We start from the raw sequence: 14,355 nt of genomic DNA, 5'->3' as shown, positions 1-14,355 counted from the left end.
CGACTCCAACGCCCGACGCCCCCGAGATCGTTCCGTCACCCTGCCCCCAGCGGCGGTGCCGGCTTCCCGCCCGCGTCCAGGTAGGCCTGCGGGGGCTTCAGCCGCTGCCCCGAGAGGCCGCCCTTCTCGTACTTCAGCAGCTTCTTCGCCTTCTCCGGGTCCGTCTCGCCCTCGCCGTACGCCGGGCACAGCGGGGCGATGGGGCAGGCGCCGCAGGCGGGCTTGCGGGCGTGGCAGATGCGGCGGCCGTGCCAGATCACGTGGTGGGAGAGGTCGGTCCAGTCGCTCTTCGGGAAGAGCGCGCCGACGGCGGCCTCGATCTTGTCCGGGTCGGTCTCCTCGGTCCACCGCCAGCGGCGCACCAGGCGCTGGAAATGCGTGTCCACGGTGATGCCGGGGCGGCCGAACGCGTTGCCGAGCACGACGAAGGCGGTCTTGCGGCCGACGCCGGGCAGCTTGACGAGGTCCTCGAGGCGTCCGGGGACCTCGCCCCCGAAGTCCTCCGACAGGGCCTTGGACAGCCCTATGACCGACTTGGTCTTGGCCCGGAAGAAGCCGGTCGGGCGCAGGATCTCCTCGACCTCCTCGGGGACGGCGGCGGCCAGGTCCTCGGGGGTCGGGTACTTGGCGAACAGGGCGGGCGTCGTCTGGTTGACCCTGAGGTCGGTGGTCTGGGCGGACAGCACCGTGGCCACGACCAGCTGGAACGGGTTCTCGAAGTCCAGCTCCGGGTGGGCGTACGGGTAGACCTCTGCGAGTTCGCGGTCGATACGGCGGGCGCGGCGGACCAGCGCGGTGCGCGACTCGCCGCGCGGCGGCTTCGCGGCGACGGTCTTCGCCGGGGCGACGCCCTTGACGGCGGCGGTGGCCTTCTTCGGGGCGACGGCGGGCTTCTTGGCGGGCGCCTGCCTCGTGAGCGGCGCGGCCTTCTTCGCGGGGCTCGCCTTCTTGACCGCGGAGGTCTTCTTCGCCGCGGAGGTCTTCTTCGCCGCGGAGGTCTTCTTGGCCGCGGAGGTCTTCTTGGCCGCGGGGGCCCTCTTGGCCGCGGACGTCTTCTCAGCGGCGGGGCTCTTCTCGCTCGCGGCGGACTTCTTGGCCGCAGTGGCCTTCTTCGCAGGCGTCTTCTTCGCAGGCGCCTTCTTCGCGGGCGCCTTCTTCGGGGGCGTCTTCTTCGCAGGCGTCTGCTCGCTCCCGGCGTTCTTCTCGGTCGCGGCGGACTCCTCGCTCGCGGCGCTCTTCTTCACGGCACCCTTCTCCGCAGTCACCCTCTTGGCAGGCACTGCCTTCTTTGTCGCTTTCGCCGATTTCCTACCGCCATCGGGACCCTGTTCGCCCACAGCGGAATCGCGACGTACACCCACCCGCGCAGCCCCCTAGGCCTGTGCTCTCACCGGCGATTTGGACACCCGGCCAGCCTACGACCCGGCACCGACATCCGCCCCGGACCTCGAAGACCGGCGTCCAATTGGACCCCTGCCGCGTACCCCGGGACATCAGTGCGGCATCCTTGTGACAGATCACACTGTTTGGACTGTCCGGCAAAATGGGCACCACGGACCCCTGGTACACCGGGGGAACAAGATCCTCTGAGCCGGTCGACAAGGAGAGAACTCGTGGACGACGTTCTGCGGCGCAACCCGCTCTTCGCGGCGCTCGACGACGAGCAATCCGCGGAGCTCCGCGCCTCCATGAGTGAGGTGACCCTCGCCCGCGGCGACACCCTGTTCCACGAGGGGGACCCCGGAGACCGCCTCTACGTGGTCACGGAAGGCAAGGTCAAGCTCCACCGCACGTCCCCCGACGGGCGCGAGAACATGCTGGCGGTCGTCGGCCCCAGCGAGCTGATCGGCGAGCTGTCGCTCTTCGACCCGGGCCCGCGCACGGCGACCGGCACCGCGCTGACCGAGGTCAAGCTGCTCGCCCTCGGCCACGGCGACCTCCAGCCCTGGCTGAACGTCCGGCCCGAGGTCGCCACCGCACTGCTGCGCGCCGTCGCGCGCCGTCTGCGCAAGACCAACGACGCCATGTCGGACCTGGTCTTCTCGGACGTCCCCGGCCGCGTCGCCCGCGCCCTGCTGGACCTCTCGCGCCGCTTCGGCGTGCAGTCCGAGGAGGGCATCCACGTGGTGCACGACCTGACGCAGGAGGAGCTGGCCCAGCTGGTCGGCGCGTCCCGCGAGACGGTCAACAAGGCCCTGGCCGACTTCGCCCAGCGCGGCTGGCTCCGGCTGGAAGCCCGCGCGGTGATCCTGCTGGACGTGGAGCGGCTGGCCAAGCGCTCCCGCTGACCTGCGGGAGCCCTACTCGGGCAGCTGGATGAGCCCGTGCTCGCCCAGGTACTCCAACTGCGCCCGCACCGACAGCTCCGCCGCCGGCCACAGGGAGCGGTCGACGTCCGCGTACACGTGGGCGACGACCTCGCCCGGCGTGCGGTGGCCGTCCTCCACCGCCGTCTCGACCTGGGCGAGGCGGTGGGCGCGATGGGCGAGGTAGTACTCCACGACGCCCTGGGCGTCCTCCAGCACGGGCCCGTGCCCCGGGAGCACCGTGTGCACCCCGTCGTCGGCCGTGAGCGACCTGAGCCTGCGCAGCGAGTCCAGGTAGTCGCCGAGACGGCCGTCGGGGTGGGCCACCACCGTCGTGCCGCGCCCCAGGACGGTGTCGCCCGTCAGAACCGCCCGGTCGGCCGGGAGATGGAAGCACAGGGAGTCCGCCGTGTGCCCCGGGGTCGGTACGACCCTCAGCTCCAGGCCGCCGACCTCGATCACCTCACCGGCCGCCAGCCCCTCGTCGCCCAGCCGCAGCGCCGGGTCCAGTGCCCGTACGTGCGTGCGGGTCAGCTCGGCGAAGCGCGCCGCGCCCTCCGCGTGGTCCGGGTGACCGTGCGTCAGCAGCGTCAGCGCGACCCGCTTGCCGGCCCGCTCGGCCGTGTCGACGACGTTGTGCAGGTGGGCGTCGTCCAGCGGGCCCGGGTCGACGACGACGGCCAGGTCGGAGTCGGGTTCGGCGAGGATCCAGGTGTTCGTGCCGTCCAGGGTCATCGCCGAGGCGTTGGGCGCCAGGACGTTCACCGCGCGCGCGGTGGCCGGTCCCGACAGGACGCCGCCCCGCGGCTGTCCGGGCAGTGTTGCTGCGTCCGTCATGCGGGGGCTCCCCCGGTCGGGTCGGAAGGTGTCGCCGGTGCCGCCGCCGCACTCGGGACGTGCTTGGTGAACTCGTCGTGTCCCGGCCAGGAGAGCACGACCTCGTCGCCGGACAGCCGCGCGCGAGCCAGTACCGGTGTCATGTCGCGGCCGGGAGCCGACGCCAGCGCCTCGGCCGCCGTACCGCACTCCGCCAGACCGCGCAGGGTCGCCACGGTGGGCGGCATCATCAGCAGCTCGCCCCGGTCGTACCCGGCCGCCGCGTCCGCCGGGGTGATCCACACCGTGTGGTCGGCCTCCGTGGACGCGTTGCGCGTGCGCTGCCCCGCGGGGAGCGCGGCCACGAAGAACCACGTGTCGTAGCGCCGGGACTCGAACTCCGGGGTGATCCAGCGCGCCCAGGCGCCCAGCAGGTCGGAACGCAGGACGAGGCCCCTGCGGTCCAGGAACTCCGCGAAGGACAGCTCACGGTCGACCAGGGCGGCCCGGTCGGCCTCCCAGTCCGCGCCCGTCGTGTCGCCGACCACCGAGTCGCCGGTCGGGCCGGCGAGCAGGACGCCGGCCTCCTCGTACGTCTCCCGTACGGCCGCGCAGACGATCGCCTGGGCGCCCGCCTCGTCGACGCCGAGCCGGTTCGCCCACCACGCGCGCGTGGGGCCCGCCCAGCCGATGGCGCGGTCGTCGTCCCGCGGGTCGACCCCGCCGCCCGGATAGGCGTACGCGCCCCCGGCGAACGCCATGGAGGTGCGGCGGCGCAGCATGTGGACGACGGGTCCCGACCCGGTGCCGGTGTCCTTGAGCAGCATGACGGTGGCCGCGCGCTTCGGGGTGACCGGGGTGAGGGTGCCGGCCGCCAGCGCGCGGATGCGGTCCGGCCACTCCGGTGGGTACCACTGACCATTCGCCTGACCATTCGCCATGGCCGGAGGCTATCCGGTGACGGGCGGATGTTCGAGTGGCCCCCGGGGCCGGATCGGCGTCAGGAGGGCAGGCCGGTCAGCCACTCGGTGAGCAGCCGGTTCGTCTCCTCGGGGCGCTCCTGCTGGAGCCAGTGCCCGCAGCCGTCGAGGACGTGCGAGCCGCGCAGGCCGGGCAGGGTGACCGGATACGCCTCGATCGCGTCGGACAGCCAGGTGGTGGAGGCGTCCAGGCCACCGCCGAGGAACAGCGACGGCTGGGTGATCGGGGCGCCCTCGTGGGCGGCCAGGTCGGCCCAGTCGCGGTCCATGTTGCGGTAGCGGTTGAGGGCGCCGGTCAGGCCGGTCCGCTCGAACTCCCCGGCGTAGACGTCCAGCTCCTCCTCGGTCAGCCAGGAGGGCAGCCGCCCGGCGGCCGGGAACCGGTCGCGCAACCTGCCGCCGGGGGCGACGAAGTGCGGGTCGGGCTCCTCGGGGCCGGGCATGGTGTCGGCGGACAGTGCGGCGTAGAAGCCGGCCAGCCAGCCGCGTACGTCCGGCTCGATCTCCGCCTCGGCACGGCCGGGCTCCTGGAAATAGGAGACGTAGAACTCCTGCCCGCCGAAAGGTCCCGCCGGGTCGCTCATGCCGGCGAAGACCTCGCTGGGCTTCGGTCCGCCCGGCGGGGTGTACGGCACGCTCAGCAGGCCCACCGCGCGGAAGACGTCCGGCCGCAGCAGCGCGGAGTGGGCGGCGATGTTCGCGCCCCAGTCGTGGCCGACGACCACGGCGGAATCCTCGCCCAGGGCCTCCACCACGGCGACGTTGTCCGCGACCAGGTCGAGCATCCGGTACGCCTCGACGGCGTCCGGCCGCGAGGAGCGCCCGTAGCCGCGCACGTCGAGGGCGACGGCGCGGAACCCGGCAGCGGCCAGCGCGGGCAGCTGGTGGCGCCAGGAGTACCACGACTCCGGGAAGCCGTGCACGAGCAGGACCAGCGGCCCGCTGCCCTGCTCCACCAGGTGGATCCGGCCGGCGGGTGAGGGCACCAGGCGGTGGACGGGCTGGTCGGCCTGCTGGTGGGTCACGGGCGGCTGCGGCATGGTTCCTCCTGGCGCATACGGTCGGTACGGCCCCGGTACGGGCCGGGACCGCCGACCGGGGCCGGCACCCGCCCCGTACGGGGCATGGCATCGATCCTGCGAGGTCGCGGCGGCGGAGGCGAGGTTTGTTGCCGGCCTGGCAACACGCGCCGCACCCGGCGTCCGCTACGGCTGGACCAGCTCCACCTGGATCTCGACCTCGACCGGCGCGTCCAGCGGCAGGACCGCCACGCCGACCGCGCTGCGGGCGTGCACGCCCTTGTCGCCCAAGACCTCGCCGAGGAGTTCGCTGGCGCCGTTGATCACACCGGGCTGCCCGGTGAAGTCGGCCGCCGAGGCGACGAAGCCGACGACCTTGACGACCCGCGCGACGCGGTCGAGGTCACCGGCGACGGACTTCACGGCGGCCAGGGCGTTCAGCGCGCAGGTGCGGGCCAGCTCCTTGGCCTCGTCTGGGGTGACCTCGGCGCCGACCTTGCCGGTGACCGGAAGCTTGCCCCCCAGCATCGGCAGCTGGCCGGAGGTGTAGACGTACGGGCCGGACTGCACGGCCGGCTGGTAGGCGGCCAGCGGCGGGACGACCTCGGGCAGGGTCAGACCCAGCTCGGCGAGCTTCGCCTCGACGGCGCTCATGCCTGCTTCTCCCGCTTCAGGTAGGCGACGAGCTGCTCGGGGTTGTTCGGCCCGGGCACGACCTGGACGAGCTCCCAGCCGTCCTCGCCCCAGGTGTCCAGAATCTGCTTCGTGGCATGGACGAGCAGCGGCACGGTTGCGTATTCCCACTTGGTCATGCGGCCGACTCTAGCCGTTGCCCGACACGCCTTCGCGGGCCGTCCGCGGCGACGTTGTCCACAGCCTCCGGCGTACTCGGCGCGCGGACTGGTTACGCTCGAAGACGTGAGCAGGCTCCAGGTCGTCAGTGGCAAGGGCGGTACCGGTAAGACCACGGTGGCCGCGGCCCTCGCGCTGGCCCTCGCCACCGAGGGGAAGCGCGCGCTTCTCGTCGAGGTCGAGGGCCGCCAGGGCATCGCGCAGCTCTTCGAAACCGAGGCGCTGCCTTATGAGGAGCGGAAGATCGCCGTCGCTCCCGGGGGCGGGGAGGTGTACGCCCTCGCCATCGACGCCGAACTGGCCCTGCTGGACTACCTCCAGATGTTCTACAAGCTGGGCAGCGCCGGACGGGCCCTGAAGAAGCTCGGCGCCATCGACTTCGCCACGACCATCGCGCCGGGGGTCAGGGACGTCCTGCTGACCGGCAAGGCGTGCGAGGCGGTCCGGCGCAAGGACAAAAAGGGACGGTTCGTGTACGACTACGTCGTCATGGACGCCCCGCCGACCGGCCGCATCACGCGCTTCCTCAACGTCAACGACGAGGTGGCCGGGCTCGCGAAGGTCGGCCCCATACACAATCAGGCACAGGCCGTGATGCGGGTGCTGAAGTCGCGCGAGACCGCCGTGCACCTGGTGACGCTGCTGGAGGAGATGCCGGTCCAGGAGACCGTGGACGGCATCGCCGAGCTGCGCACCGCGCGGCTCCCAGTGGGCCGGGTCGTCGTCAACATGGTCCGGCCCCAGACCCTGGACGCCACCGACCTGGAGCTCGTACGGGAGACACCGCGTACGGCGCTGGCCCGGTCGCTGTCCGGGGCGGGGCTGGGCGGCGCGCGGCGGGGCGGGCACGCCGAGCGGCTGGTGGACCCGCTCCTGGCCCAGGCCGGCGAGTACGCCGAGCGGTACGCGCTGGAGCAGGAGCAGCGGGCGGTCCTCGCCGAGCTGGGCCTGCCGACGCACGAACTGCCGCTGCTCGCGGAGGGCATGGACCTGGCGGGCCTGTACGAACTGGCCACCGAGCTGCGGAAGCAGGGGATCGCATGAGTCCGGACGACCCGGCCCGCCACCAGGAGGGCGCGCGCCGCCTGACCCCCGCGCGCGTGCTCGACGTCGACCGCCTGCTGGAGGACCCGCACACCCGCATCGTGGTGTGCTGCGGTTCGGGCGGGGTCGGCAAGACAACCACGGCGGCGGCGCTGGGTCTGCGCGCGGCCGAGCGCGGACGCAAGGTGGTCGTCCTCACCATCGACCCGGCCCGGCGGCTCGCGCAGTCCATGGGCATCGACTCCCTCGACAACACCCCGCGCCGGGTGAAGGGGGTCGACGACTCGGCGGGCGGCGAGCTGCACGCCATGATGCTCGACATGAAGCGGACCTTCGACGAGATCGTCGAGTCCCACGCGGACCCCGAACGGGCGGCGGCGATCCTGGGCAACCCCTTCTACCAGTCACTGTCGGCCGGCTTCGCGGGCACGCAGGAGTACATGGCGATGGAGAAGCTGGGGCAGCTGCGGGCGCGGGACGAGTGGGACCTCATCGTCGTCGACACGCCGCCGTCCCGCTCGGCGCTGGACTTCCTGGACGCCCCCAAGCGCCTCGGTTCCTTCCTGGACGGCAAGCTGATCCGCGTCCTGCTGGCCCCGGCGAAGGTCGGCGGCCGGGCGGGCATGAAGTTCCTGAACGTCGGCATGTCGATGATGACCGGTGTCCTGGGGAAGGTGCTGGGCGGGCCGTTCCTGAAGGACGTGCAGACCTTCGTGGCCGCGATGGACTCGATGTTCGGTGGGTTCCGTACCCGCGCGGACGCGACGTACAAGCTGCTCCAGGCGTCCGGGACGGCGTTCCTGGTGGTCGCGGCCCCGGAGCGGGACGCACTGCGCGAGGCCGCGTACTTCGTGGAGCGGCTGGCCGCCGAGGACATGCCGCTGGCCGGTCTGGTGCTCAACCGGGTCCACGGCAGCGGTGCCGACCGGCTGTCGGCCGAGCGGGCACTCGCCGCCGCGGAAAATCTTGAGGATCCCCGCATTGTGGATCAGGACGACGGGAAAGCTGGAGTTCGTACCTCTCCCGGCAACACTCCCGATCCGCACGGCAGTTCAGGACCGGCCGAGTCCGTCCCCGACGATTCGGCCGCCTCCGATGCCTCTCCCGAGGCCCCCGATGCCTCTCCCGAGGCCCTCGACACCTCTTCGGAGGACACCGACACCGTCTCCGAGGCTCCCGACGCGCCGGAGCGGTCCGTCGACACCCTCGCCGCCGGCCTGCTGCGACTGCACGCCGAGCGCATGCACCTGCTCGCTCGCGAGCAGCGCACGCGTGACCGTTTCACCGCGCGCCATCCCGAGGTGGCGGTCACCGAGGTGGCCGCGCTGCCCGGCGACGTGCACGACCTCGCGGGACTGCGGGACATCGGGGCACGCCTGGCGACCGGCCGGCCCGAGCTGCCCGAGCCGGACGCCTGATCCCGCCCTCGGGCCCCGGGGCCCCGGTGCGGGTCAGACCACGGCCGCGTAGTTCTCGTACACCTCGTCGTCGTCGAGGGGCACGATGCCGGCCCCTCGTTCGTACTCCGTCCGCGCCGTCTCCAGGAGCCGGCGCCAGGAGGTCACGGTGGGCCGCCTGCGCAGCAGTGCGCGGCGCTCCCGCTCCGTCATGCCTCCCCACACGCCGAACTCGACGCGGTTGTCGAGCGCGTCCGCCAGGCACTCGGTCCGCACCGGACATCCGGTGCACACCGCCTTGGCCCTGTTCTGCGCTGCTCCCTGAACGAACAGTTCGTCCGGATCGGTAGTGCGGCAGGCGGCCTGCGCACTCCAGTCGGTTACCCAGCCCATACCGGCGCCGTCCTCTCCCGAATCGAGGCTCCCCCACGGCGGCAGCGGCATATTCACCGCCGCCAGTTGAGGACGTTACGGAAGGTGGGCACAGCGCAACACCCCCTTCGGGCCCAATCTTGAATGGCCCGAACGGACTATGGGTAAGCGGCAGATCACCCGGGGGAGTGAGCTGGCGACATGCGCGACGATCCCGGCATACAGGTCATCTCTGGTGCGCCACAACGGTCACCGATTGACACACAAGGCGGATTCGGACACGCACCCCCCACGCCGTGGCACGCGCCGGTACACACCAACACGCCCCCAGCGGGGCCCCCTCGGAAAAAATTCGAGCGGATCCGGAACGATTCGGGGTCGCCGGACGTATTGATACGTGGCCTCACTGCTGTGACAGTTGAGTGCAGCTTAGGCCAAGGCATATACGCGTGTCCGGCGAATGAGAACGTAGGCTGCCTCCATGCCAAAGAAGCGCTCGGGCGGTGGTCTGTCGCCAACGCAGCAGGCCGCCAAGTTCCTCGGTGTCAGTGTGCTCGCGGGAGCAGTGCTGGCCGGCATCGCGTTGCCCGCCGTGGGCGCGCTGGGGCTGGCGGCCAAGGGGTCGGTGGAGGGCTTCGACGCCCTCCCGGCCAACCTGAAGACTCCCCCGCTGAGCCAGCGCACCACCATCCTCGACGCCGAGGGCGGCACCATCGCCACGGTCTACTCCCGCGACCGGACGGTGGTCGACCTCAAGGACATCTCGCCGTACATGCAGAAGGCGATCGTCGCGATCGAGGACTCCCGCTTCTACGAGCACGGGGCGATCGACCTGAAGGGCGTGCTGCGCGCCCTCAACAAGAACGCGCGCAGCGGCGAGGTCTCCGAGGGCGCCTCCACGCTCACCCAGCAGTACGTCAAGAACGTCTTCGTGGAGGAGGCGGGCGACGACGCGACGAAGGTCGCCCAGGCCACCCAGCAGACCATCGGCCGCAAGATCCAGGAGCTGAAGCTCGCGATCCAGGTCGAGGAGGAGCTGGGCAAGAAGAAGATCCTCGAGAACTACCTGAACATCACGTTCTTCGGCCAGCAGGCCTACGGCGTCGAGGCGGCCTCCCAGCGCTACTTCTCCAAGCACGCCAAGGACCTCACCGTCCAGGAGGCGGCCCTCCTGGCCGGCATCGTCCAGTCGCCCAGCCGGTACGACCCGGTCAACGACGAGGCGGAGGCCACCAAGCGGCGCAACATCGTGCTGAACCGCATGGCCCAGGTCGGCGACATCTCCCCGGCCCAGGCCGAGAAGGCGAAGAAGGCACCGCTCGGGCTGAAGGTCAGCAGGCCGAAGAACGGCTGCATCACGGCCGTGAACGACGCGAGCTTCTTCTGCGACTACGTGCGCGAGGTCTTCCTGAGCGAACCGGTCTTCGGCAAGACCCGCAAGGACCGGGCCCAGATCTGGAACCAGGGCGGCCTGACCATCCGCACCACGCTCGAGCCGCAGGCCCAGGAGTCGGTGCACCAGTCGCTCAAGGACCACGTCGACAAGTCGGACTCGGTCGCCGCGGCGAGCACGCTGGTCGAACCGGGCACCGGCCGGATCGTCGCGATGGGCCAGTCGAAGCCGTACGGCTACGGCAAGAACGAGACCGAGATCAACTACTCGGTCGACCACGCCGCGGGCGGCTCCAACTTCGGTTTCCCGACGGGTTCGACGTTCAAGCCGTTCCTGGCGGCCGCGGCCCTGGAGGAGAACGTACCGGCGACGAAGGAGTACGCGTCGCCGTACGACATGGACTACCCGAGCCCCATCCAGACCTGCGACAAGCCCTGGATCAACGACTCGGGCTACCGCGTCGAGAACGAGAACGAGTCGGAGGTCGGCCCGTACCGGCTGAAGGAGGCGATGGCCAAGTCGGTCAACACCTACTTCGTCCAGATGCTCGCCGACATCGGGCTGTGCCCGGTCTCCTCCATGGCGGACAAGCTCCACGTCCACCAGGGCAACGGCGACAAGCTGCCGCAGAACCCCTCCGCCCTCGCCCTCGGCTCGGTCGGTATGTCCCCGCTGACGATGGCGAGCGCCTACGCGACCTTCGCCTCGCGCGGCATGTACTGCACGCCGGTCGCGATCGAGTCGATCACCCAGAAGGTCGGCAACAAGCAGAAGTCGCTGGAGGTCCCGAAGTCGACGTGCTCGCGTGCGATGACGGAGAAGACCGCGGACAGCGTGAACACCCTGCTGCAGGGCGTGGTCGACTCCGGTACCGGTAAGGAGGCCGGGCTGAGCGACCGCGACAACGCCGGCAAGACGGGTACGACCGACGAGCGCAAGAACGCCTGGTTCGTCGGCTACACGCCGAACATGTCGGGCGCCGTCTGGGTGGGCAGCGCCAGCCAGAAGGTCGAGATGAAGAACATCACGATCGGCGGCGTCTACCACCCCCTCGTCTTCGGTGGCGCGGTCCCGGGCCCGATCTGGAAGGACGCCATGACTGGCGCCCTGGAGGGCAAGGACTCCCCCTCGTTCAACCTGGTCGACATCCCGGACGGCGACAAGAACAAGGACAAGGGCCGGGACAGGGACAAGGGCCGCGACGAGGACAAGCCCGACGACGGGAACAACGGCGACGACGCGGGCTTCATCGCCGGCCTGACCGACGGCGGCAACGGCAACGGCGGCGACGGCGGCTTCCCGGGGAACCTGATCCAGGGCCCGGGCAACGGGCACGGCGGACGACGCTGAGACGTCCCCTTCACCGGGTGAGGGCCCCTCCGCGCACAGCGGAGGGGCCCTCACCCGCGTTACGGCGTCACCAGGACGGCCTCGGCGGCTCGGCCGGCCAGGAGGTTGGCTCGACTCAGCTGGCCAGGAGCTTGGCTCGGCCCAGCCGATCAGGAGCTTGACTCGACCCAGCTGGCCAGCAGCTTGACTCGGCCCAGCCCGCCAGCAGCTTGACTCGGCTCAGCCGGCCAGGAGCTTCTTGACCGCGGCGGCGACCCGGCCGCCCTCGGCCTGGCCGGCCACCTTCGGGTTCACGATCTTCATCACGGCGCCCATGGCGCGCGGGCCCTCGGCACCGGCCGCCTTCGCCTCCTCGACGGCCTGCGCGACGATCGCGTTCAGCTCGTCGTCGGACAGCTGCTTCGGCAGGTACGCGGCGAGCACCTCGCCCTCCGCCTTCTCCCGCTCGGCCTGCTCGGCGCGGCCACCCTGGGCGAAGGCCTCGGCGGCCTCACGGCGCTTCTTCGCCTCGCGGGTGATCACCTTCTGCACCTCGTCGTCGGAGAGCTCCCGCTTCTCCTTCCCCGCGACCTCCTCCTTGGTGATCGCGGCCAGCGTCAGCCGGAGCGTCGAGGAGCGGAGCTCGTCGCGCTCCTTGATCGCGGAGTTGAGGTCGTCGTGCAGCTTCGACTTGAGCGTGGTCATGGACCTGATTGTCGCAGGTGCGCGAGGAACGGCGCCCGCTGATTTCCGCGGCCCCGGCGAAGGCGGCCGCGGACGGCCTCCCACCGCCGCTTCCCCCAGCGCTTCTGTCACGATGGACATATGCGCGCGCGATACGGAGTACCCCTGGGAATCACGGCGGTTGGCACCGCCGGTCTGGTCTACGCGGCGGGGATCGAGCCCCGTTCCTTCCGCCTGCGGCGGGTGACGGTCCCCGTCCTCCCGTCCGGAATGCGTCCCCTGCGGGTGCTCCAGGTCTCCGACATCCACATGGTCGGCGGTCAGCGGAAGAAGCAGCGCTGGCTGCGCTCGCTGGCCGGGCTGCGCCCCGACTTCGTGATCAACACCGGCGACAACCTGTCCGACCCGGAGGGCGTCCCCGAGGTCCTGGACGCCCTGGGCCCCCTGATGGAGTTCCCGGGCGCCTACGTCTTCGGTTCCAACGACTACTACGGGCCCAGGCCCCGCAACCCCGCCCGGTACCTGCTCGAGAAGGTCCAGGGCCGCCACGGCCTCAACGGCAACCCGCCGGTCGTGGGCGCCGTCCACAACCCGTGGGAGGACCTGCGCGACGGTTTCGACGCCGCGGGCTGGCAGAACCTCACGAACACCCGCGGCTCGCTCAAGATCGAGGGCGTGTCGGTCGAGCTGACGGGACTGGACGACCCGCACATCAAGCGGGACCGGTACGCGGAGGTGTCCGGCGGCCCGTCCGGCGCGGCCGACTTCTCGATGGGCGTGGTGCATGCCCCGTACCTGCGCGTCCTGGACGCCTACACGGCCGACGACTACCCCTTGATCCTGGCCGGCCACACCCACGGCGGCCAGCTGTGCATCCCCTTCTACGGCGCCCTGGTCACCAACTGCGACCTGGACACCGACCGCGTGAAGGGCCTGTCCACGCACACCTCCGGGGGCCACACTTCCTACCTCCACGTCTCGGCCGGCTGCGGCGCGAGCCGCTACACCCCGTTCCGCTTCGCCTGCCCACCGGAGGCGACGCTGCTGACCCTGGTGGGCCGGGAGAACTGACCGCCCCGGGAGGGGGAGGTTCCGGGAGGGGGGAGGTTCCAGGAGGGGGCGGATCCAGGAGGGCGCCGGGGCGGCCGCCTGGGGTAACCCACACGGCCCACCCACATAGCCCGCTATGTCCGGTCTGTCTACCTTGAGGCCATGACAGCCCCGATACCCAGGGACATCCCGGACCTCCCCCCGATCCCGGGCCACGTCGTCCTGCCGCCCACCGTCGTACCGGCCCGCGCCGTACTGATCCCGGCCCGCCGCCGCGCGGTCGCCGTCTTCCGTGGCCTGATCGGCCTGCTGGCCCTCACCGGCGTGGCGATCGAGCTGCTCACCGGCGGTGCGCCCACCACGGCCCTGAGCCACTTCACGATCCAGAGCGGCACCCTGCTGGCGCTGGTCATGCTCGCCTCCGCGCGGTGCGCCTGGTCCGCCCACCACCCGCTGCCGGGCGCCCTCACGGGCGCGGCCCTGTTCTACGTCCTCGCCGCGGCCCTGGTCCACCACGTGCTCCTGGCCCACGCGTCGAGCCCCTTCGCGGCACCGGACGGCACCGGCACGGCCTGGCAGACCGCCGCGACCCACATCCTCCACACGGCGGCACCGGTGGCCGCGCTCCTGGACTGGCTCCTCCTCACCCCCGCCGGCCGCCTGCACCTGCACCAGGCCCCCGCCTGGCTCCTGTACCCCTTGGCCTACCTGGCCTTCTCCCTGGCCCGCGGCGAGCTGCTCCCCTCCGGCTCCCAGGACCGCTACCTCTACCCCTTCCTGGACGTCGACCAGCACGGCTACAAGATCGTCCTCGGCAACGCCCTCCTCATCGGCCTCGCCCTCTACGCCCTGGCCGTGCTCCTCGTCGCCCTCGACCACATCCGCCCGGACCCGCTCCGCCGCCCCCGGTAAACCGGATTTCGCCTCCGGCCACCGGTGGGCTAAAGTAAACGACGTCGCCGCGACGAGCAGCGACGATCGGGGTGTGGCGCAGCTTGGTAGCGCGCTTCGTTCGGGACGAAGAGGTCGTGGGTTCAAATCCCGCCACCCCGACAGTGAAGTACCAGGTCAGGGGCCTGATCCGTTTAGCGGGTCGGGCCCCTGAGTGGTTCC

The 14,355-nt window shown here is 71.3% G+C and carries 14 protein-coding genes and 1 tRNA gene; 7 read left to right on the top strand and 8 right to left on the bottom strand.

All coding sequences use genetic code 11. The features are described 5' to 3' along the window. Window positions 1-35: 35 nt before the first annotated feature. On the bottom strand, window positions 36-1,244 hold the full coding sequence (gene nth, locus ACIRGB_RS06040) for an endonuclease III (protein WP_403859062.1): 1,209 nt from the start codon (window positions 1,242-1,244) through the stop codon (window positions 36-38). Window positions 1,245-1,613: 369 nt separating this feature from the next. Here nth and ACIRGB_RS06035 point away from each other — a divergent pair, with 369 nt between their 5' ends. Beyond that, window positions 1,614-2,288, top strand: coding sequence for a Crp/Fnr family transcriptional regulator (locus ACIRGB_RS06035; RefSeq protein WP_003975365.1), 675 nt, complete (start codon window positions 1,614-1,616; stop codon window positions 2,286-2,288). A 12-nt stretch (window positions 2,289-2,300) separates the two neighbouring features. Here the strand turns inward: ACIRGB_RS06035 and ACIRGB_RS06030 are convergent, their stop codons facing one another. The 5 genes from ACIRGB_RS06030 to ACIRGB_RS06010 all read right to left on the bottom strand — a co-directional run bounded on the left by ACIRGB_RS06030 (window position 2,301) and on the right by ACIRGB_RS06010 (window position 5,933). Next, a complete protein-coding gene (locus ACIRGB_RS06030; protein ID WP_403859060.1) occupies window positions 2,301-3,143 on the bottom strand; it encodes an MBL fold metallo-hydrolase in 843 nt (280 codons plus the stop codon). Then, window positions 3,140-4,063, bottom strand: a complete 924-nt coding sequence (locus ACIRGB_RS06025; RefSeq protein ID WP_403859058.1) for an NUDIX hydrolase — start codon at window positions 4,061-4,063, stop codon at window positions 3,140-3,142. Before ACIRGB_RS06025 ends, ACIRGB_RS06030 begins: the two co-directional genes overlap by 4 nt. 59 nt (window positions 4,064-4,122) lie before the next feature. Next, window positions 4,123-5,142, bottom strand: a complete 1,020-nt coding sequence (locus ACIRGB_RS06020; RefSeq protein WP_403859056.1) for an alpha/beta fold hydrolase — start codon at window positions 5,140-5,142, stop codon at window positions 4,123-4,125. A gap of 165 nt (window positions 5,143-5,307) precedes the next feature. After that, complete coding sequence (locus tag ACIRGB_RS06015; RefSeq protein WP_003975361.1) at window positions 5,308-5,775, bottom strand: RidA family protein; 468 nt, start codon at window positions 5,773-5,775, stop codon at window positions 5,308-5,310. Continuing rightward, entirely contained in the window at window positions 5,772-5,933 is a 162-nt protein-coding gene (locus ACIRGB_RS06010) for a DUF4177 domain-containing protein (protein WP_003975360.1), read from the bottom strand. Before ACIRGB_RS06010 ends, ACIRGB_RS06015 begins: the two co-directional genes overlap by 4 nt. A 106-nt stretch (window positions 5,934-6,039) precedes the next feature. Between ACIRGB_RS06010 and ACIRGB_RS06005 the strand changes: the two genes are divergently transcribed. After that, window positions 6,040-7,017, top strand: a complete 978-nt coding sequence (locus tag ACIRGB_RS06005; RefSeq protein WP_403859054.1) for an ArsA-related P-loop ATPase — start codon at window positions 6,040-6,042, stop codon at window positions 7,015-7,017. Further along, window positions 7,014-8,435, top strand: a complete 1,422-nt coding sequence (locus ACIRGB_RS06000; protein ID WP_403859052.1) for an ArsA family ATPase — start codon at window positions 7,014-7,016, stop codon at window positions 8,433-8,435. Before ACIRGB_RS06005 ends, ACIRGB_RS06000 begins: the two co-directional genes overlap by 4 nt. 33 nt (window positions 8,436-8,468) lie before the next feature. Here ACIRGB_RS06000 and wblA read toward each other — a convergent pair whose 3' ends face one another. Beyond that, window positions 8,469-8,807, bottom strand: coding sequence for a transcriptional regulator WblA (wblA, locus tag ACIRGB_RS05995; RefSeq protein ID WP_393806423.1), 339 nt, complete (start codon window positions 8,805-8,807; stop codon window positions 8,469-8,471). A gap of 460 nt (window positions 8,808-9,267) precedes the next feature. On the opposite strand from wblA, the gene ACIRGB_RS05990 reads away from it, so the two are divergent. Continuing rightward, a complete protein-coding gene (locus ACIRGB_RS05990; RefSeq protein ID WP_403859050.1) occupies window positions 9,268-11,529 on the top strand; it encodes a transglycosylase domain-containing protein in 2,262 nt (753 codons plus the stop codon). Window positions 11,530-11,748: 219 nt separating this feature from the next. Here ACIRGB_RS05990 and ACIRGB_RS05985 read toward each other — a convergent pair whose 3' ends face one another. Then, entirely contained in the window at window positions 11,749-12,213 is a 465-nt protein-coding gene (locus ACIRGB_RS05985; protein WP_052836419.1) for a GatB/YqeY domain-containing protein, read from the bottom strand. A gap of 120 nt (window positions 12,214-12,333) precedes the next feature. Here ACIRGB_RS05985 and ACIRGB_RS05980 point away from each other — a divergent pair, with 120 nt between their 5' ends. The 3 genes from ACIRGB_RS05980 (at window position 12,334) to ACIRGB_RS05970 (ending at window position 14,295) form a co-directional block, all read left to right on the top strand. Continuing rightward, the gene (locus ACIRGB_RS05980) at window positions 12,334-13,263 is read left to right on the top strand and encodes a metallophosphoesterase (RefSeq protein ID WP_403859048.1); all 930 of its coding nucleotides are present in this window, start codon (window positions 12,334-12,336) and stop codon (window positions 13,261-13,263) included. Between the two features lie 141 nt (window positions 13,264-13,404). Continuing rightward, complete coding sequence (locus tag ACIRGB_RS05975; protein WP_403859046.1) at window positions 13,405-14,154, top strand: Pr6Pr family membrane protein; 750 nt, start codon at window positions 13,405-13,407, stop codon at window positions 14,152-14,154. 67 nt (window positions 14,155-14,221) lie between these two features. Then, window positions 14,222-14,295 (top strand) — tRNA-Pro (locus ACIRGB_RS05970). Window positions 14,296-14,355 lie beyond the last annotated feature (60 nt).

It is taken from the genome of Streptomyces sp. NPDC102490, from assembly GCF_044765285.1.
In the GTDB taxonomy this organism is placed as follows: Bacteria; Actinomycetota; Actinomycetes; order Streptomycetales; family Streptomycetaceae; genus Streptomyces.
This window is presented reverse-complemented; position numbering and strand designations above follow the sequence as displayed.